Raw genomic sequence first — 19890 nt, forward strand, 5'->3', positions numbered from 1 at the left:
GCGAGGCCGAGGTTAGAGCCAGGTGACAGGCGGCGAACAATGAATAAAGATGCCGAACCCATAAACAAAGGTTATGGACTTGCCATGCGTCTTCGTCATATCGAGATATTCCAGGCCATTCGCCAGACCGGTTCGATCAGTGCCGCCGCGCAATTGCTGCACGTCTCGCAGCCGGCGGTGACCAAGGTGTTGCAGCACGCCGAGCAGCAACTGGGTTTTCCGTTGTTCCTGCGGGTGCGCGGCAAATTGCAGGTAACGCCGGAAGCGCTGGAGTTGGAGCGTGAAGTCGACAAAGTCACCGAAAGCCTGCAAGGCGTGCGGCGCCTGGCCCAGAGCTTGCGCCGCGAGCCCGGCCATAGCCTGCGCATTGGCGCCACTCCGGCGCTGGCCCTGTCATTGTTGCCGCCGGCCATCCACGAGTGGACCGAGCGCTACCCGGACATCGCCTGCGAACTGTCCAGCGCCCATAGCCGCGAACTGATGCAGAACCTACTGATGCGTGAAGTGGACGTCGCCCTGACCCTGCAACGACCGGATCATCCGGGGCTCAAGGCCCAGGCGCTGGCGTCCGGCGTGCTGGTGGCGCTGGCGCCCGCGGGATATTGGTCGGCGGCAGAGGCCGGCACACCGTTGCCGTTGATGGCGCTGGCGGATGCCCCGCTGATTGGTTTGTCCAGCGCCGACCCGTTGGCGGCCCGGCTCGACAGTTACCTCGAAGCGGTGGAGCCGCCGCCCCGGGTACGCATCGCGGTGCAGACCTATTCACTGGCCCGGGCGATGGTGGAGTCTGGCGCAGGGTTGGCGGTGATCGACCCGTTCACCGCACTCGGCGCCTCCCCCACCGCGACGGCGATTCGCCCGTTGACGCCGCCGCTGCCAATCACCCTTTACGCAGTGACCCGCACTACGGAACCGCCGCCTCACACGTTGAATGATCTGTTGCAGGTATTCAGCCGCCGCGCCCAGGAACAACTGGATCGCCTGATCCCTGCGCAGGATTAAATGTGGGGGTCTAGAGGACGTAGAAGAAAATCGCCACAAAGTGCAGCAGGCTCCCGGCAATCACGAACAAATGCCAGATCCCGTGGGCATGGCGCAGTCGATGATCGAGGGCAAAAAAGATAATCCCCACGGTGTACAAAATCCCGCCCGCCGCCAGCCACGCAAACCCCGCCGCGCCCAACGCCGCCAGCAACGGCTTGACCGCCACCAGCACGATCCAGCCCATCACCGCGTAGATCACGATCGACAGAATCCGTGCTTCCGAGCGCGGCTTGATCTCTTGCAGGATGCCGATCAGCGCCAGCCCCCAGACAATCCCGAACAGCGTCCAGCCCCACGGCCCGCGCAGGGTCACCAGGCAGAACGGCGTGTAACTGCCGGCGATCAACAGGTAGATCGAAAAGTGATCCACCTTCTGCATGATCGCTTTCTTGCGCCCGCGCACGCTGTGGTAAACGGTCGAGGCGCTGTACAACACCAGCAAGGTGAAACCATAAATCGCCACGCTGACGATCTTCCACGGGCTGCCATCCATGCTGGCGATCACCAGCATCCACACCACCCCGACCGTTGCCGCCACTGCCCCGACCAAATGCGTCCAGGCGTTCAATCGTTCCCCGTGATACATGCGTCGCTCACCTCAACATTCGTTGCAACATCGCGCAAGGCTCAGGCCTTGAGGGTAAAAGCGCAATGTTTCTGATTGTCGCGCCCCTAAATCCTTTGAGCCAAGGGCGGCCCAATTGGGCACAATCAAGTCATTCCAAAAAGAGTCTGCCTCATGCTGATCGATGAAGAATTGACCCTGAAAAAACTCGAGGTGTTCCTGGCCTTCATGCGCACCGGCAACCTGGCCCGCGCCGCTGCCGAGTTGCAGACCAGCAATGTCAGCGTGCATCGCGCCATCCATTCGCTGGAAAGTGCCTTGCGCTGCCCGCTGTTCAAACATGAAGGCCGCAACCTCACACCACTGGAAAGCGCTTACGTACTCGAAGAACGCGCGCAGAAGCTGATTCAGGACGTGGTCGAAACCGTGCGCCTGACCCGCGAAGCCGCCGGTTTTTCTGCGGAACGCTTCAAACTTGGCTCGCTGTATTCACTGACGGTGAAGACCGTGCCGCAGCTGATCATGGGCCTGAAGATCCGCCGCAGCGAACTCAACATCGACCTGATCCTCGGTTCCAATTTCGACCTGTTGTACAAGCTCAAGAACATGGAAGTCGACGCGATCCTGGTGTCGCTGGACGAGAGCGTCAACGACCCGGACTGCGAGCAGATCCCGCTGTTTTCCGACGACATCTTTCTCGCGACACCCGCGGATTCGAAGTTTGCCCAACGCACCGAGGTCGATCTGGCCGAAGTGCGCGACGAGACGTTCATTACCCTGACCCAGGGCTTCGCCACGCACCAGGACGGTAATCGGGTGTTCAAGCAGGCGGGGTTCGAGCCGAAAGTGGCGATGCAGGTCAACGACATCTTCACCCTGCTGAGCATGGTCAGTTCAGGGGTGGGTTATGCGTTGCTGCCGGGGCGGATTGCGGCGGTGTATGAGAACCGGGTGAAGCTGATTCCGTTGCAGGAAAAGTATCGGTTGCAGCAGCACATTGGCGTGGTGTTCTTGAAGGCCAAGGAGCGCGATCCGAACTTGCTGGCGCTGTTGGCGGAGTGCCGGATGTATGCCAATCGCCAAGTCTGAAACCGTGTCGCGCCCTTCGCGAGCAGGCTCGCTCCCACATTGGAATGCATTTCCCTGTGGGAGCGAGCCTGCTCGCGAAGGCGTCGGTACATTCAGAAGCGATGCTTCAATTTAGCCGACAATCCCGCGAACAATGAAGTACAGCAGCGAAGGCCCCAGCAAGCACCCAAGCCCGGTGTGGAACGTCGCCGTCAACGCGCCATAAGGCACCAGCCGCCGATCCGTCGCCGCCAACCCCGCTGTCACGCCGCTGACCGTCCCGGCCAACCCGCCAAACACCATCGCCGACCGCGGGTTATCCAGGCCCATCCAGCGCGCCGCCATCGGCGTGCCGACCATCACCAGAATCGCCTTGATCAACCCGGTGGCTATCGACAGCGCCACCACATCGGAACTCGCACCAATCGCCGCCCCGGTCACCGGTCCGACGATGTACGTCACCGCGCCCGCACCAATCGTGGTCATGCTGATCGCATCGCGATAACCAAACGCCCAGGCCATGCTCGCGCCAACAATGAACGGCAGGATCGTGCCCAGCAACAACGCGATCACACCAATCAGCCCGGCCTTCTTCGCTTCGGTGGCTTGCACTTCGAATGCCGTGGCAACGATGGCAAAGTCGCGCAGCATCGCGCCGCCCATCAAACCGATGCCCGAGAACAACGTCAGGTCCGCCAGGCCTTTTTGCCCTCCGGTCATGGTGCCGCCGACCCAGGCCAGTACCAGGCCGATGACGATGGCAATCGCCGAGCCGTGAATCCGCCCGTAGGTGAGGCGTTTGGACAACACCACCGACACCCACATGATCACGCCAACAAACGCGAACGCGGTGACCAGGCCATTAGCGGTCAAGCCTTTATCAATGAGTTCCCACATATCAGCGACCTCCTACGGGTGTGCCGACCGGGGTGACTTCCACCGGTTCATCGGGCAAGGGTTCGCCTTTGTGGGTCCGGCTGATCAAGGCAATCGTGCAGCCGCAGATCACCACTGAACCAATCGCCGCGAGCACTGCCACCGGGCCACCGTGCAGCGCGGTGACGACGTTCTGTTGCGCGGCCATCGCGACCACCACCGGAATGTACATGGCGCCCCAGAAGCCGACGCCCATCTCGCAATCCTTAGTCATGCCCCCGCGCTTCTGCATCCACAACCGCGCGCAAATCAGCAGGATCATCGCGATCCCGACCCCGCCGACGTTGGATTTGACGCCCAGCAACACGCCCAGCGCATCACCCATGATCACCCCTGCCAGCGTACAGATCGCCAACAGCGCCACACCGTAAATAATCATTGTTGTAGTCCTCAAAGTGCATCGTCGAATGTTGTTTTTGTTGTTCGAAGGCCTGAGTCCGGGTCTAGAGTTGGCGGCTTCCCTCCTCACGCAACAGCGCCTGCAAGGTGTCGAGCCGCGCACCGTCGAAAGCGATCACGGTGCCCTGCTCGAATACCCGGCGCGCCAGCCCGGTCAACACCGCACCGGGCGGCAATTCAATCTGAAGTCTTACGCCGCGCTCATAAGCGCTTTGCACCGTGCCGCGCCAGTCAACGACACGGCACATGTTGAACGCGAGGTCATCGCGCAAGGCGTCAGCGTTGATGATGGGCCGGGCGCGACTGCCGCTCAGGTAACCCAAGGTCGGCGTTTTCAGTGACACCTTGGCGAATGCTTCGGCCAGAATTTTTGCCGGTGCATCCAGTAGCGGGCAATGCGAAGGCACGCTGACCGCCAGCCGCTTGGCCAGACCTGCACCCTGACCTTTCGCCAACGCCGCCACCGCTTTCATGGCCTCGTCGCTGCCGGCAATCACCACCTGGTTATCGGCGTTGATGTTGGCCAGGTAAACCGGCGTGTCGACGCTGTGAACCTGCGCCAGCAAACTTTCCACTGTGGATAATTCCAGACCGATGATCGCAGTCATGCCGTAGCCCTGTGGATAAGCCTGCTGCATCAACTCACCGCGCAGGCTGACCAGACGCAGCGCATCGCCGAAGCTCAAGGCACCGGCCACCACCGCTGCCGGGTAAGCGCCGATGGACAATCCGGCCGCGTAATCCGGCGCCATGGCCAGTTGACGAGAAGCCGCGACTCCGGCGATCAACAGGCAAAGCTGAACCGCCCGAGTTGCCTTCAACGCTTCTGCAGAATCGAGCCGTAAAACGTCTTCACCCAACACGTCACTCGCCTCGTTCAGCGTTTCGCGAGGCAAACGCTGGAGCATGCCCGGCTGCTGCGCGCCTTGGCCCGGGAACACCAGCAAACTGCTCACGCCGCTTGCTCCTGCGGGTTCCACGGATCAAGCACCAGACAGGCTTCGCTGGCATTTTTCAGCAACACACGATGAGCCGAACCGGCCCATTCGCGCAGGGCCACAGCACCGAACGGTGTCTGCAACTGCATGTCCACCTGGCACTCGGCAGCCTGCAGAATCTTCACCAGTGCCAGCGCCTCGGAACGGCCCAGCGCTTGCGGCGTGCGCAGGATCAAGTCGAGATCGCTGCCCTCGTGCAACGCCGCAAACCCGCTGGCCAATTCAAACCCGGCACTGCCGCTGACACCCCACACCCAACCACAGTCATCGAGTATCGGCCGCAGATGATTGAGGGCGCGCACGGCCGGCAAATCCCGATCAATCGAGACCTGGCAAAGGTCTTCCGGTTTGACCCGACGCTGAATGCCATTGACCGGCATCAGCGTCGCAAAACGTTGTTCACGCAAACGCCCACGCACGCCGACCGCGACCAGACCCGCCGCGCTCAACGCGCGCCGAACCACCACGGGATGGCCCGCGCTCAGGGACTCGGTCACCCACGCAGGCGCATCCGCAGGCAACTGCTCCGGGGTCATGCCCCAGAGCAGATCGTGGGCCAGAGGCGTGTTCACCACTGCGCTCTCAGGAGTTGGCGAACCTTGCTCGAAGCGGCACGGTTGCTTGCGCCCAAACGGCTGCTCAGATCGCGACCGCTGGCAGCCACATCGCCAATCGCCTGGTTCAGGCATTCCGTCACCCGCGCCAGATCGGCCGCCGTCGGCTGCTCAATCTGTTCCACCGACAGGGTTTCCCACAGCAAACCGAGACTGGCATAGCTGTCGATGTCATAGGCCATCGGCGGCACACTGGCGGCCAACGCTTCAAGTTCTTCAACGCTGCGCAAGGTCACTCGCGCCGCCGAAGCCTTGCCCATCGCATGCACCATCACCCCAGGATCACGCAGGGCGATCAGCCGATTGGCCTGATACCCATGGGCCAGAAATGCCCCGGACATCGCCTTGCCCACCAGCAAACCAATCACCGCGTGACCCGCCAACCGGGCACGGGCATAACTGTCTGCCGCACCGGCCAATGCCTGATGAATGCCGAGGGCTTCTTCGCGTCGGCCATAGGCCTGGCTCGGCACATCGACGATGGCGATCACGGCGCGCTTGTGCGGCTTATCCACATCAGCGGCGATCACTTCATCCACCGCTTTCGCCAAGCCCCACCCTTCCAGCAAACCGACCTCACCGTTACGCGCACGGACAAAACGATTGTCGGGATCCGCCACCACCGCGATAAACCGCACAGGTTGATCACCCAGCACACCATCGGCCACCTTCAATGAAGCCGGCAAACCTTCGACCGGTTTCGTCCCGGCACTCAAGGCGTTGAACCAGTTCAAACCTCTCAGCGAATAGGTGCTCATGAGCGCGCTCCTTGATACAGATCGCGAACCGTCGCCGGTTCGATTTGCGGCGCGGCGTCCAGACGGGCCAGCCGTTGCAGGTACAGATCAGCCTGACGACTGCGTTGTTGCGTCGGCAACCCCTGCTGCAGCAATTCACTGACGTATTGCTGAATCTGCGCCACATCGTCGGCGGCATAACGATCCACCAGACCGCTGGCGAAACGCTGTTCACCCCCGGTCAGGCTCCAGATGAAAGGACGGTCGCGGGAGTCGTATTCCTCAAGACCGGCTTCCTGTTCGATGACTTGCGGACCGTTCAGACCCAGACGCGCTTCCTGGGTCACCAGCAAATAGCTGCACAACCCGGCGGCAATCGACATACCGCCAAAGCAGCCGACGCTACCGGCCACCACACCAATCACCGGTTGGTATTGGCGCAGGTCGACAATCGCCGCATGAATATCGGCAATCGCCGCCAACCCGAGGTTGGCTTCCTGCAAGCGCACGCCGCCGGTTTCCAGCAGCAGTACAGCGCAAGTTGGAATGCCGTTACGGTTGTCTTCGGCGGCCAGTTCCAGCGCGCCCGCCATCTTCGCCCCGCCGACTTCACCAAGACTGCCGCCCTGGAAGGCGCCTTCGATGGCGGCGATCACCACCGGCAAACCACCGATGCTGCCCTTGGCGATCACCACGCCGTCATCGGCTTGCGGCACCACGCCCTGGCGCTCCAGCCACGGCGACATGACGCGTTGAAACGGGTCGAGCAACTCGCGGAAGGTGCCGGGGTCGAGCAAGGCTTTTGCGCGTTGCCGGGCGCCGAGTTCGATGAAGCTGCGTCTTTGCAGGGATGGCTGCAGGAGATTAGTCATGACCGATCTCCTCAAAACCTTGCTCCAGACGCAAGCGCACCACGCCCGGTGTCGCGCCGAAGTCATGGATGGCGATGTCCATCGCCGGCGGTGTCTGACCGTCGAACATCCGCGCGAACAGATGCTGCCAGCGCTGCTGCGCGCCATTGACCGAGGTCTGCACGTTGATGGTCAGCTTGCCGGCCTGACCCGGTTCGATCAGCACTTCCAGATCGCCCGAGCCGACACAACCCACCAGCGTGCGACCGCGTGGCGGCTGCCCGGCGGGGAATTCAAAGGATAAGGTTTCCATCAGAAAGCTCCGGACTCGAGGCGGTCGATAAACAGGCAGGCGGCGAGCAAGTCGGCAGCACCACCGGGCGAGGCATTCAACGCGATTAATTGTTCATCCAGCTCATGCAAACGGCGGCGACCGGCAAGACTGGCACTGCCACCCGCATCGAGCACGGCTTGCGCGCCGAGTTGCATGGTGTGCAGGCCTTGTTCGCCGGCACGGTAGAGCACGCAGGTGTCAGCCAGTCGGGTCATGATCGCCAGCAAGGCATCGAGACGGGCGTTCTGTTCACCGTGGCCGGCGGCGCGGCTGTGTTTGAGTTGTGGCAAGGCCCGTTGCACCACCGAAGGAAAGCCCAGCTGCGCTTCTTCACGGGCACCGCGAGCGCCGTAACGTTGGGCGACTTGGGCGCCGTGGCTCAATGGACGTGGCGCATAGCGGTCATCAAGCAGCGCAAGACGTGCAGCGCGCAAAGTGACGGCACCGGGCTGGGTGTCCGAGCTGTCCAGCGCGGCAGCCGTGACCAACAGGCCCAAGGCCCAGATCGCCCCGCGATGGGTATTCACCCCACCCGTGGTGGCGAGCATCGCTTGTTCCCCTTCCCGGCCAATCCGTCCCACCGCTTCACGCAGCGGCAAACCGATTTCGCCACATTCAATAGCGGCTTCGGCCATCTCCTTGAACGCAGACCAGAGTGACAACGCCGAGGCGTGCATCAGCCCCAGGTGCAAATCGGTGTGCGCGCCGTTGCCACGACGGTCGACCAGCGCCGGTTTCGGCGACAGGTCTGCTTCGTCGATCAGCGCATCCACCGCCAAATCGGCGAGCCGTTCCGCCAGGGTCAGAGTTTTCGGTTGCAGGTTGAGTGCGTGCATTACCAGCTCCTGAACTTGGCGGGCGGGTTGTAGAGGCCACCGGACCACTCGACCAGATCCGCCACGCTTTTCGCGGCGAGCAGTTCGCGGGTGGCGTCGGTGCGGCGGATGCCGAGGTCTTCGGGCAAGGCAATCAAGCCTTCGCGGCGCATGCGTGCGGTGTCTTTGGGATTGTGGCGCAGGCCAATGGCGGTCACCCCGGCGACGGCGGCGATCATCGCCTGGCGTTCTTCCAGCGAGCGCGCCTTGTACAGATACGCGATGCCTTCTTCAGTCAGCAGGTGGGTGACGTCGTCGCCGTAAATCATGATCGGCGCCAGCGGCATGCCGCTTTTCTTCGCCACGTCGATGGCGTCGAGGGTTTCGACGAAGGTCGGTTTGCCGCCCTCCTGGAAGGTCTCGACCATTTGCACCACTAATTTTTTACCGCGTTCAAGCAGCGGTTCTGGCCCGTCGGTGTGACGCATGTCGAGCCAGGCCGGCGTGCCGTGCCGACGACCGCGCGGGTCGTGGCCCATGTTCGGCGCACCGCCAAAACCGGCGAGGCGTCCGCGGGTCACGGTGGAGGAATGACCGTCGCCGTCGACTTGCAGCGTGGCGCCGATGAACAGGTCCACCGCGTATTGCCCGGCGAGCTGGCTGAACATCCGATTGGAACGCAGCGAGCCGTCACGCCCGGTGAAGAACACATCCGGCCGCGCGGCGATGTAGTTTTCCATGCCGAGTTCGGTGCCGAAGCAATGCACACTTTCGACCCAGCCGCTTTCAATCGCCGGGATCAGGGTCGGGTGCGGATTGAGCGTCCAGTTGCGGCAGATCTTGCCTTTGAGGCCGAGGGATTCGCCATAGGTCGGCAGGATCAACTCGATGGCGGCGGTGTTGAAACCGATGCCGTGGTTCAGGGACTGAACGTTGTGTTTTTCGTAGATGCCGCGGATCGCCATCATCGCCATCAAGATGTGCACAGGCTTGATGTGCCGTGGGTCGCGGGTGAACAGCGGTTCGATGTAGAACGGCTTGTCGGCCACCACCACAAAGTCGACCCACGAGGCGGGGATATCGACACGCGGCAAGTCGCTGACATCGTCGACCAACTGGTTGACCTGAACGATGACGATGCCGTCGCTGAACGCGGCGGGTTCGATCAGTGCCGGAGTGTCTTCGGTGCTGGCGCCGGTGTAGATGTTGCCGGCGCGGTCGGCCATGAAACCGGCCGAGAGCACGACGTTGGGAATCAGGTCGACCACCAGCCGCGCATAGAGCTCGATGTAAGTGTGGATCGCGCCGATTTCCAGCAAGCCATCTTCCAGCAACTGGCTGATGCGCAGGCTTTGCGTACCGGCGAAGGAAAAGTCGAGCTTGCGGGCGATGCCGCGTTCGAACAGGTCCAGATGCTCGGCACGGCCGACGCTGGGCATGATCATGTGCAAGTCGTGCAGCTTGGCGGGATCAGCCTTGACCAGGGAGCGGGAGAGGAAATCCGCCTGCTTCTGGTTATTGCCTTCCAGCACCACGCGGTCGCCGGGCAGGATCAAGGCTTCCAGCGCCGCGACGATGTTGTCGGTGGGCAGCACCACACCGTCGGCAAGATCCTTGACCAACGCCAGACGCCGCTGCTTTTCGCTGCGCCGCCGCGTCCATCGCGAGTCGGGGGATATTGTTGTTGTCATGACCACTCCACGGGTTCGCTGTCGTGGAGTCACCTTAAGAGTGTTGGGTGGGGGCATCAATCAAGCGCAGCGTCGGATCGTTACGCTCACCGTAACGAACACTCCCCTGTGGCGAGGGAGCTTGCTCACGCTCGGCTGCGTAGCAGTCGTAAAACCATTACGCAGGGTGCACCTGATACACCTCGATTGCAGGATTTGGGGCCGCTTCGCGACCCAGCGGGAGCAAGCCCCTCGCCACAGATTTGTCCAGTCAGGTCTGCGGTGTATTGAATGCTGCCTTCGCGAGCAGGCTCGCTCCCACATTGGATCTGCGGCGTACACAAAACCCCTGTGGGAGCGAGCCTGCTCGCGAAGGGGCCCGTCAAACCAATCCGGCACTCACCAGTAACTCTTCAAGCGCCAGCAAGTCCGGCACTTTGGCCACTTGCTCGCCCACCTGCACCGCTGCCTGCTCCAGCGAACACAGCGGCACGTCGACATAACTCAATTGGCTGTCGAGCTTGTACGACCGAGGAATCCCCTGCACCAGCAACGCAATGAACTTCAACGTCGGCCGTCCGCCCAGCGCGTTGAGAATCACGATCCGCGCCCGCTCGCCAATAACAATTTTCTGGCCACACGCCGATTCAAAACTCAGCAACGGAATCTGCCGGTCCCGCCACTTCACTAGCCCCAGGTACCACGGTGGCGTATCGAGGTCGAACGCCCCCGGTTGATAGTCGATCAGCTCCGCCACCGCGACGTTGGGCACGATCAGGTTGCGGTCGGCCAAGGGCAGCAACAGGCCTGTGAGGTTGCTGGTGCGATGCTCAAGCATGGGATTTGCTCCACAGGGCGATGCTTTCCAGCAGCACCGATTCCTGGTACGGCTTGCCGAGGTAATCGTTGACGCCAATGGCCATCGCGCGGTCGCGGTGTTTCTGGCCGGTGCGTGAGGTGATCATGATGATCGGCAGGTGTTGCAAGCGCTCGTCGGCGCGCACCTGGGTCGCGACTTCGAAGCCGTCCATGCGCGGCATTTCGATGTCCAGCAGCATCACGTCCGGCATGTGTTCTTCGAGCAGCAACATGGCGTCGACCCCGTCCTTGGCGGTCAGCACGTTCATGCCGTGGCGTTCGAGCAAGCGACTGGTGACCTTGCGCACGGTCACCGAGTCATCGACCACCAGCACCAGCAAGGGCTTGTGCGGCTCGACCTCGGTGTCCTGGGTCTGCGCCCGTTGCGGCGACGGCGCCTGCATGGCGCGGATCGGCGCCAACAGATCGAGAATCAGCACCACCCGGCCATCTCCCAGAATCGTCGCCCCGGACAAGCCCTGCACCGCGGCGAATTGCGGGCCGAGGCTTTTCACCACGATCTCGCGGGTGCCGGCCATGGAGTCGACCTGCACCGCAATGTGACGCTCGTTGCACTGCACCAGCAACACCGGCAACGGCAGGCTTTGGCCCAGCAGTTTCGGGCGGGTGCTGGTTTTCAGCAGCTCGCCGAGGTAGCACAACTCATAGTCCTGCCCGGCGTATTTGTACCGCGGAGGATCGAGTCGGTAATGCCCTTCAAGTTCGTTGGGCAGCACGCGGACGATGCCGTCGATGGTGTTCAGCGGGATCGCGTATTGGTCCTCAAAACACTGCACCATCAACGCACGGTTGACCGACACGGTGAACGGCAGACGTATGCGGAAATGCACGCCCTGCCCCGGCACCGAGTCGATGACCATGGTGCCGCCGAGCTGGCGGACTTCTTCATGGACCACGTCCATGCCGACGCCACGCCCGGAAATCTGGGTGATCTTCTCGGCCGTGGAAAACCCCGGTTGCAGGATGAACTGCAACACGTCGCGGTCGCTGATATCCGCATCTTCGGCGAGCAAACCACGCTTGATCGCCTTGCGCCGCACAGCGTCCAGCGGCACGCCGGCACCGTCGTCGCGGATATCGAAAATCATGTCGCCGCCCTCGCGGGACAAGTCGAGGGTGATCCGTCCCTTGGCTGGTTTGCCGGCGGCGATGCGCACCTCGGCCGATTCCAGCCCATGGTCCACGGCGTTGCGCAGCATGTGCTCCAGCGGCGGCGCCATGCGTTCGAGGACGTTGCGGTCCATCTCGCCTTCAGCGTTGCCGACGATGAATTCCACGTCTTTGCCCAGCTCGCTGGAGACCTGCCGAACGATGCGCTTCAAACGCGGCAGCATCCGTTCGAACGGCACCATGCGCGTGCGCATCAGGCCTTCTTGCAACTCGGTATTGATGCGGCCCTGCTGTTGCAGCAGGTTCTCCGCATCCTGATTGCGCCGGTCGAGGGTTTCCTTCAGGTCCAGCAAGTCAGAAGCCGACTCGAACAACGCCCGCGACAGTTGCTGCAATTGCGAGTGGCGGTCCATTTCCAGCGGGTCGAATTCTTCGTAGCCCAGGCGTTCGGCGTCGACTTGCTGGCGGCTGAGAATCCGCCCCTGGGTTTCGGTATCGAGCCGACGCAATTGGTCGCGCATCCGCTCGATGGTGGTTTCCATCTCGCTCAGGGTGACGCGCGCATCGTTGACCTGCTGTTCGATACGGCCGCGGAAGATCGAGGTTTCACCGGCCAGGTTGACCAGGTCGTCGAGCAGCTCCGCCGAGACCTTGACCATGTCGGCGCCCGCGTCGGCTTGCAGCGCGGGCGCCTCGGGCTTGGCGGCGACAGGCGCGACAACGGTCGGCTGGAGCACGGCCGGATGGCTGAAGTTCTTGATCGCGTCGATCAGCCGGTCAGCCGGCGGCAAGGGCTGTTCGGCACGGGTCGCATCGAGCATCTGCGCCAGGCGGTCGTGACTGCTTTGCAGCAAGGTGAACAACGCCGCACTCGGTTGCAGGGTGCCCGCCGACAGGCTTTCGTAGAGAAATTCCAGCTCGTGGGCCAGGTCGCCAATCGGGCCGATTTCGACCATGCGTGCACCGCCCTTGAGCGTGTGCAGGTCACGCAGCAGGGTTTCGATTTCCTGCCGGCTCGACGGTTCTGCTTGCCAGCGCACGAGGGCGGCGCCGGAGTTTTCGATGATGTCGAAACCTTCCTCGAGGAAGATTTCCAGCAACTCGGGATCATGCCCCGGCGAATCCTTGACCGGCGCGGGCTCCGTCACTTCGGCGGCGTTGACGTTGCCTTGGCGAAACTGGCGAATCGCCTCGATCAACTCGCTCGGCGTCCCCAGCGATTGTTGATTCTGTAGCTGCTCCAGCAGCACCGCGAGCCGGTCATGGCTCTGTTGCAGCAACTGCGCCAGGGTTTCGCTGTGGGTGTAACGGCGGTCCACCAAGCCTTCGTAAAGGCTTTCCAATTCGTGCGCGAGGTCGCCGACCGGCTCGACTTCAGCCATCCGCGCCCCGCCCTTGAGCGTGTGCAAATCGCGCTGCAAGGACGACAGCGGTGCGGCGTTGTCCGGATCACTCAGCCAGCGGTGCAGGGCCTGGCCGGCGCTTTCGAGGATATCCACGGCTTCTTCGAGGAAGATCGAAACGATTTCGTCGTCCAGATCCACCTGGGTCGCGGCCTGCTCCAGTTCGGCGGTGGCGCTGCCCAGTTCGCGAATGCTCAGGGTCCGGCTGCCATCACTGCGAATCAGGCCCATGGACGACGGATCCAGACTTTCATCGAGCAAACCGCGCAAGGCCCGGATGCGTTCCGGTTGCGGGCTGACTTCCTGGCCGGCAGCCAGTTCGTCGAGCATGTTGATCAGCGCTTCGTGAGCACTTTGTGCCTCATGGAAAAACCGTTCGCTGACCGCCAGGCTGCTCTCTTCCACCGCGCCATACAGGTCGAGCAAGGCTTCACAGAGGGCGTCCACAGGGTGCAGGTCGGCGAGGTGCGCGCCTTCGCCGAGGGTGGTCAGCTCATCGAGCAGCGCGGTCAGCTCCTGACGTTCGCCGGGATGCTGCTGCCAGCGCTGCAACAGGCTTTCGGCGTCCAGCAGGATGTCCATGCCCTGGGCCAGGAAGTTGTTGATCAGCTGCGGATCACGTTTGGTTCGCAGCGCGGTATTGGGTGTGCTCAACAGCGATTGCAGACGTTCGGCGAGCAACGCCTGGGTGCGCTCGATCAATGAGCGGGCACCGCGAATCTCGGCCAGCGGATCGGTCTTGAGCTGGCGCAAGCCGAGCCGGAACAGCCCTTCGGCTTCCAGCAACAACTCGACTTCGTCCAGGTCCAGCGCGATCAGGTGCGCCTTGTATTCGCGGGCCAGTTGGTCCAGCGGCGTCGCCAGCTCGGCAATCGGCAAGACCCCGGCCATCGAGGCGCTGCCCTTGAGCGTGTGCAAGGCGCGCTGCAACTCGTCGCTGGCCTGCAGCGGTACATGCTCGGCGGCCTGATCGAGAAAGCGGTTGAGGCTGGCCAGGTGGGTTTCGGCTTCTTTGCGGAAGATCTCCAGCAACAACGGGTCGAGGGCCGCGACGTCCTGTGTGTCTTCATCGCTGGCCGGCGCATCGCCCTTGGCGAGGGCGTGCGCACGCGCCGCCAACTGGTCGACATCGTTGCGTTGCCTCTGGGCATTGCCGGCGAACTCGGCTACCAGTTCCGGCAGTAAATCCAGCGCGTCGGTGAGCAGTTGCTGCACGGCGGCGCCCGGCGGAACGCTGTCTTCCAGCACGCGGTTGAGCAGGTTTTCCACCGCCCATGCCAGCTCGCCCAATACCAGTGCCCGGACCATCCGGCCACTGCCTTTCAACGTGTGGAAGGCGCGGCGCAATTCGCTCAGGGCGGGTTTGTCGTCGGGGTTGGCGGCCCAACGCGGCAAGTATTCATGGAGAATATCGAGGACTTCATCGGTCTCCTCGAGAAAGACTTCACGCAGCTCATCGTCCACCGGTTCTTCGTCGGCGGGCGGCGGTAACAGGCTGCCCGGCGTGGTCAGGGCCGGTGGATTGACTGAGGACACGGGACTGGCCAGCACATCGGCCAGCGACTGCACGATCTCGGGGTCATCGAGTTCCTGCTGGTCCTGCATCACCTGGGCTTCACTTGGGCTGAGCACATCGTCGAGCATCGGCACGTGCAGTTCGCTGGGGAAAAACCCGAGCGCTGCCAGGCTTTTTTCGGCGACATCGAGCAGTTTTTCGCCCGGTGCCTCGGGGTCGTCGCTCAGGCGTTCGAGGTAATACTCGATGCTGGAAATCACGTCTGCGAGGCTGTCCAGTTCCTGCCAACCGGGTTGATCCGGCTCCAGCAGCAAATGCTCGCGGATGAAGTGATTGCAGGTTTCGATCAGGCTCGCCGCCCGGCTCAACGGAATCATCGCCAACGCGCCGCGCACCTGGGTCAGCAACGCAGGCAACGCCTGCAGATGCTGACGATCCCAGTCGGCGTCGATGTAGTCGACGATCATATCCTTGGCTTCTTGCAGGCAGATGCGCGCTTCGCGGATGACGATCTGGTGGATCTGCGTCAGGTCGGTGGTCGGCAGGCGGCTTTCTTCCCGGCTCTCGGGTTCCACGGTGCCGACCATGCCGGCCAGGGTGGCTTCGACATAGAGTAAGGCGCCCGCGACGTCCATGAGGATCGCGTCGTTCGGTTCGCGCTGGCCCTGAACCAGGCTCAGTACCACCGCCAGTTGATCGATGATGACTTTGCGCGGCTGACCAAACCCCAGCACCGCCAGGGTGTCGGCGATCTGCCGCAGTGGCGCCAGCAGGCTGTCGAGGTCCGAAGTGTGCTGGCGGTCGCTGCGCACGAACAGGTCGAGGCGTTCCTTGACCCGCACCAGTTCTTCACAGAGCGCAGCCAGTACCGAACGCATGGCATCACGGTCGGGGCCGGCCAGTCGCGCCCGTTCTTCATCGACCATCGCGCTGTCGGGCAACGCATCGTCCAGTGAGTAGCGATCTTTCATGGTCAGCATCTGCCCGGTGGGATGGTCGGCCTTGGCAATGTAGAACAGCAAACTCTTGAGCAGCTCCGGCGGTGCCGGTTGATTGATGCCGTGGAAGCCTTGCTCCAGCAGACGCTTGAGCTCATGGTCGGCCTCCTTGAACAGGCTGCGTAACGCCGGACTGTTGGCGATCACGCCGGCGCGCATGCCTTCGACCAGCGCTGAGGCGACTTGCCACAACGGGCTCAGGGGCGCCCCTGCGCACAGCCCTTCGAGGCGTGAAAAAACCCTCGCCAGGTAATCGAGGTGGGTCTGGTCATCTTGCTCGCGCAGCAACCCGACCAGCGCCACCTGCAGCATCTGGCGTAATTTGCGCAGCACATTGTCGAAGTCCGCAGGCTCCAGCCGGGTCAGTGAAGCTTCGTCCAACGGCGGCAGATCCGCCAGTTGCGGACTGAACAGGCTGGTTTCCGAGAGCAGGGTTTCACCCCGGGCACTGCGCAAATCGTTGAGCAGCGGCAACACCACCAAGGGCAAGTCCCGGCGCGCACTTTGCACCCGGTCGAGGTAAATCGGCAGTTGCCCGAGGGCTTGCAGCAACAGGTGCAGCGCCTCATCACGATGGCTGACGCGGTCGTGCTGCAAGGCGCTGGTCAACTGTTCCATCTCTTCGGCGAGTAACGCCGCGCCGTAGAATTCGACCATCTGCAAACTGCCGTGAACCTGATGGATGTACGCCAGGCAATCGCTCAAGGCGTACAACGCCTGCGGGTCATCAAGCAGGGTTTCGATGGCTTGATGAGCCAGCTTCAGCGTTTCGGCAATCTCGCCTTTGACCCACTCAAGGGCCACATAGTCGTGCCGATCACCCATAACCACTCCAGTCCCTACGCCAATCAAAAATCATACGCCTGTGGACGGTTCACGCTTTGTCTGCCGCCTGCGCCTTGGCGGCCGGCAAGGTGAAGCCGGACACCGAACGCCGCAGCTGACTGGCCATTTTCGCCAGGTTGCCGATGCTCTCGGCGGTGGCAGTGGAGCCGGACGAGGTCTGCGAGGTGATCTGTTGAATCACGTTCATCGTCAGGGAAATCTGCCCGGCCGAAGAGGTTTGTTGCTGCGCCGCGTTGGAAATACTCTGGATCAACGCGGCGAGGGTCTTAGATACGCCTTCGATTTCTTCCAGGGCCACACCGGCATCCTGCGCCAGCCGTGCGCCACGCACCACTTCGGTGGTGGTCTGCTCCATGGAAATAACCGCTTCATTCGTATCAGTCTGGATCGCCCGCACCAGGGTTTCAATTTGTCGGGTGGCGGCGGACGAGCGCTCGGCCAGGCGCTGCACCTCGTCGGCGACCACCGCAAAACCACGCCCGGCGTCACCGGCCATCGACGCCTGAATCGCCGCGTTAAGCGCGAGGATGTTGGTCTGGTCGGCAATGTCATCGATCAGGCTGACGATGTCGCCAATTTCCTGGGAAGACTCACCCAGACGCTTGATGCGTTTCGCGGTGTCCTGAATCTGCTCGCGAATGTTGTCCATGCCGTGGATGGTGTTGTGCACCACCTCGTTGCCCTTGTTGGCAATTTCCACCGAGCGCTCGGCCACCGCCGACGATTCGGCAGCGTTGGCCGAGACCTGATCGATGGACTGGGCCATGTCGTTAATGGCCGTGGAGGCTTCGGAAATCTGCTGTGCCTGATGCTCCGAGGCCTGCGCCAGGTGCATGGCGGTGGCCTGGGTTTCCTGCACGGCGGCGGCGACCTGGCCGGCAGTGAGGTTGATGGTCGCCACCAGGTCGCGCAATTGGTCGACGGAATAGTTGATCGAGTCGGCGATGGTCCCGGTGAAGTCTTCCGTCACCGAGGCGGTGACGGTCAAATCGCCGTCCGCGAGGTCTTCGATTTCGTCCAGCAGGCGCATGATCGCGTTCTGGTTGCGTTCGTTCTTCTCGGCGGTTTCCTGAAGCTGGCGGTTGGTTTCGCGCACCATCACCAGACCGATCAGGATGATCGACATCAGCGCCAGCAAACCCAATACGTAGCCGCCGATGGTGTCGGTGTTGCGCCCGCCGGCGAGGTTTTCGAAACCGGTGGCCAGGTGCGAGGCTTCGTCGAGCAGGGTCTGCGACAGGGTAAAAATGTTGGTGGCCGACTCACGGACCTTGAACAGTTCGGGCGAGGTTTCGAGGATTTCATCCACCGAGCCCGAGACGAATTCGAACAGTTCGGAAATCTCGCTCAACCGGGCGCGCGCGTCGCGGTCCTCGACCTGACTGATGCGCAGTGCGACGTTGCCCTGAAGCATGCCGTTGAGCACCTGACCAAAACGCGCGGCGTCGCGGCCGAAGGCATCGGCGGCCTGCTGCGAGTTTTCGTCGCCGGACAGCACGGTGTTCACTGCGCCCAAAATGCGCTCGGCCAGCAGCGATTGACGCTGGGCCATCGCCACCTGAGCCGCCGGGGCGCCCCGTTGCAGGAGGATCTCGACGACTTTTTCGTACTCGACCTGCAACTGCGGGACGGTTTCGGCGAGTGTCGCGGCAACCTGATGCAGCGACAGCACGGTCTGTTCGCTGGAGAGAATGGCGTCGGTGTTTTTCAGCAGGCGTTCCCAATCGAGCTGCACGGCGCGCATTTCCGGGCGCACGGTGGACGGCGCGGGCGGCAGGCCGGTGGCCGGGTCGCCCTTCTTCAGGTAACCCCAACGCAAGGCAAAGTCGTTGCGCGCATCGCTGAGCAGCTTGAACGCAGCCGCTTTGCCGGCGGCGGCTTCGGTGGCGTTTTTGGCGATGCGCTGGGAGAGCACGCGCAGCTCGCCGGCGTGGCCGATGTACTGTTTGTCGTACGTCGCCTGGGTATTGAGGTAAGCGAAGTTGGCGAACAGCAGCATGATGAACACGATCAGCGCGATAAACAGCACGATGATCTGCGAGCGGCTGCGCGATCCTTCTGGCTTGCCTGTTTTTGCTTTTATCATCGGTCCTCGCCTGTTAACCAACCTTTAGAACCCGCCGAAGAACCTGTGGCGAGGGAGCTTGCTCCCACTGGATCAAACCGCCACGTGCATAAAGCCTTGCGACTGCGCCAGCGCAAACGGGCTGAACACTTGCCAGGCCTGCTCGCGCTGGAACCGGCCTTTGACGAACGCCGACATCGGCCCGCTCGCCTGATCTGCCGGTTCCAGGGTGTCTTGGGCAAAGTGCTGCAAGCCGAAGACTTCGTCGACCAGCAACCCGGCAAACACCTCGTTATGTTCCACCACCAACACCCGCCGCTGCTTGCGCGGCGCCGAGACTTCGTGGCCAAAGAAACCGCACAGATCCATGATCGGCAGCAGTCGCCCACGCAGGTTGGCGACCCCTTTGACCCAGGATTTGACGCCCGGCAACTGAGTGAAACGCGGTTCATGCAGGACTTCGCTGACCTCGCCCATGGGCGCGACGTACCACTCTTCGCCCATGCGAAAACCGATGCCGCTCCAGCTGTCCTGGCGGGTCGGTTGCGACGGCAGGTCCGCCGCCAGCAGACGACAGCGCTGGTCGATCTGCAGCAGCAGTTCGAAAGCCGTCAGCGACTCGGTCATGGCCCGACGATCAACCGGCCAGGACGTTGTTGAGGGTTTTGATCAGGGTCTCTTCATCGACCGGTTTGGTCAGGTAGTCCTTGGCGCCCTGGCGCGTCCCCCAGACCTTGTCGGTTTCCTGATCCTTGGTGGTGATGATGATCACCGGGATGTGCCCGGTGTCCGGGTCTTTGGTCAACTGGCGGGTTGCCTGAAAACCGTTGAGGCCAGGCATGACGATGTCCATCAGCACGGCGTCAGGTTTTTCCTGACGGGCCAGGGCCACGCCGTCGGCGCCGTTCTCGGCTTTCAACACTTCGTGACCGTGCTTTTCCAGCATGCCGGTCAGTTTGTACATTTCGGTCGGCGAATCATCGACGATCAGAATACGTGCCATGGTCTTCCCCATTCTTGTCGACGCCGGGCCCGTTGGCCG

17 protein-coding genes are annotated in these 19890 nt (G+C 62.4%); 2 read left to right on the forward strand and 15 right to left on the reverse strand.

All coding sequences use genetic code 11. The annotated features are described in order from the left end of the window. Positions 1 to 84 precede the first annotated feature (84 nt). Positions 85 to 1002, forward strand: a complete 918-nt coding sequence (locus AC07N8_RS22575; protein ID WP_493145895.1) for a LysR family transcriptional regulator — start codon at positions 85 to 87, stop codon at positions 1000 to 1002. A gap of 10 nt (positions 1003 to 1012) precedes the next feature. On the opposite strand, the gene trhA is transcribed toward AC07N8_RS22575, so the two are convergent. Further along, positions 1013 to 1630, reverse strand: a complete 618-nt coding sequence (gene trhA, locus AC07N8_RS22580; protein WP_483843403.1) for a PAQR family membrane homeostasis protein TrhA — start codon at positions 1628 to 1630, stop codon at positions 1013 to 1015. 153 nt (positions 1631 to 1783) lie between these two features. Here trhA and AC07N8_RS22585 point away from each other — a divergent pair, with 153 nt between their 5' ends. Continuing rightward, positions 1784 to 2698: a LysR family transcriptional regulator gene (locus AC07N8_RS22585; RefSeq protein ID WP_192416727.1), complete on the forward strand. Its 915-nt coding sequence runs from the start codon at positions 1784 to 1786 to the stop codon at positions 2696 to 2698. Between the two features lie 111 nt (positions 2699 to 2809). Here the strand turns inward: AC07N8_RS22585 and madM are convergent, their stop codons facing one another. From madM to pilH, 14 genes are all read right to left on the reverse strand, one after another. Next, positions 2810 to 3574, reverse strand: a complete 765-nt coding sequence (madM, locus tag AC07N8_RS22590; protein WP_027926587.1) for a malonate transporter subunit MadM — start codon at positions 3572 to 3574, stop codon at positions 2810 to 2812. 1 nt (position 3575) lies between these two features. After that, positions 3576 to 3992 carry a malonate transporter subunit MadL gene (gene madL, locus AC07N8_RS22595; protein WP_027926586.1) on the reverse strand — a complete coding sequence of 139 codons (417 nt, stop codon included), beginning with the start codon at positions 3990 to 3992 and terminating at the stop codon, positions 3576 to 3578. A gap of 64 nt (positions 3993 to 4056) precedes the next feature. After that, positions 4057 to 4968: a malonate decarboxylase subunit epsilon gene (gene mdcH / locus AC07N8_RS22600; protein ID WP_493145896.1), complete on the reverse strand. Its 912-nt coding sequence runs from the start codon at positions 4966 to 4968 to the stop codon at positions 4057 to 4059. Then, positions 4965 to 5585 carry a malonate decarboxylase holo-ACP synthase gene (locus AC07N8_RS22605; protein WP_493145897.1) on the reverse strand — a complete coding sequence of 207 codons (621 nt, stop codon included), beginning with the start codon at positions 5583 to 5585 and terminating at the stop codon, positions 4965 to 4967. The genes mdcH and AC07N8_RS22605 overlap by 4 nt, the downstream gene beginning before the upstream one ends. After that, on the reverse strand, positions 5579 to 6382 hold the full coding sequence (gene mdcE / locus AC07N8_RS22610; RefSeq protein ID WP_493145898.1) for a biotin-independent malonate decarboxylase subunit gamma: 804 nt from the start codon (positions 6380 to 6382) through the stop codon (positions 5579 to 5581). Before mdcE ends, AC07N8_RS22605 begins: the two co-directional genes overlap by 7 nt. Continuing rightward, positions 6379 to 7233 (reverse strand): biotin-independent malonate decarboxylase subunit beta, encoded by an 855-nt coding sequence (locus AC07N8_RS22615; protein ID WP_493145899.1) that lies wholly within the window; start codon positions 7231 to 7233, stop codon positions 6379 to 6381. Before AC07N8_RS22615 ends, mdcE begins: the two co-directional genes overlap by 4 nt. Beyond that, positions 7226 to 7525, reverse strand: coding sequence for a malonate decarboxylase subunit delta (locus tag AC07N8_RS22620; protein WP_140671129.1), 300 nt, complete (start codon positions 7523 to 7525; stop codon positions 7226 to 7228). The genes AC07N8_RS22615 and AC07N8_RS22620 overlap by 8 nt, the downstream gene beginning before the upstream one ends. Next, complete coding sequence (locus AC07N8_RS22625) at positions 7525 to 8382, reverse strand: triphosphoribosyl-dephospho-CoA synthase (RefSeq protein ID WP_493145900.1); 858 nt, start codon at positions 8380 to 8382, stop codon at positions 7525 to 7527. The genes AC07N8_RS22620 and AC07N8_RS22625 overlap by 1 nt, the downstream gene beginning before the upstream one ends. Further along, the gene (mdcA, locus tag AC07N8_RS22630) at positions 8382 to 10052 is read right to left on the reverse strand and encodes a malonate decarboxylase subunit alpha (RefSeq protein WP_483843396.1); all 1671 of its coding nucleotides are present in this window, start codon (positions 10050 to 10052) and stop codon (positions 8382 to 8384) included. The genes AC07N8_RS22625 and mdcA overlap by 1 nt, the downstream gene beginning before the upstream one ends. Before the next feature lie 361 nt (positions 10053 to 10413). Further along, positions 10414 to 10869, reverse strand: coding sequence for a chemotaxis protein CheW (locus AC07N8_RS22635; RefSeq protein ID WP_483843395.1), 456 nt, complete (start codon positions 10867 to 10869; stop codon positions 10414 to 10416). Continuing rightward, positions 10862 to 16762 (reverse strand): Hpt domain-containing protein, encoded by a 5901-nt coding sequence (locus AC07N8_RS22640; RefSeq protein WP_493145901.1) that lies wholly within the window; start codon positions 16760 to 16762, stop codon positions 10862 to 10864. The genes AC07N8_RS22635 and AC07N8_RS22640 overlap by 8 nt, the downstream gene beginning before the upstream one ends. Before the next feature lie 49 nt (positions 16763 to 16811). Next, positions 16812 to 18869 carry a methyl-accepting chemotaxis protein gene (locus tag AC07N8_RS22645; RefSeq protein ID WP_493145902.1) on the reverse strand — a complete coding sequence of 686 codons (2058 nt, stop codon included), beginning with the start codon at positions 18867 to 18869 and terminating at the stop codon, positions 16812 to 16814. Positions 18870 to 18941: 72 nt separating this feature from the next. Beyond that, complete coding sequence (locus AC07N8_RS22650) at positions 18942 to 19475, reverse strand: chemotaxis protein CheW (RefSeq protein WP_483843392.1); 534 nt, start codon at positions 19473 to 19475, stop codon at positions 18942 to 18944. Between the two features lie 10 nt (positions 19476 to 19485). Next, entirely contained in the window at positions 19486 to 19851 is a 366-nt protein-coding gene (gene pilH, locus AC07N8_RS22655) for a twitching motility response regulator PilH (protein WP_027926574.1), read from the reverse strand. Positions 19852 to 19890: the final 39 nt, after the last annotated feature.

The organism is Pseudomonas sp. GW821-FHT10C09 (assembly GCF_059415465.1).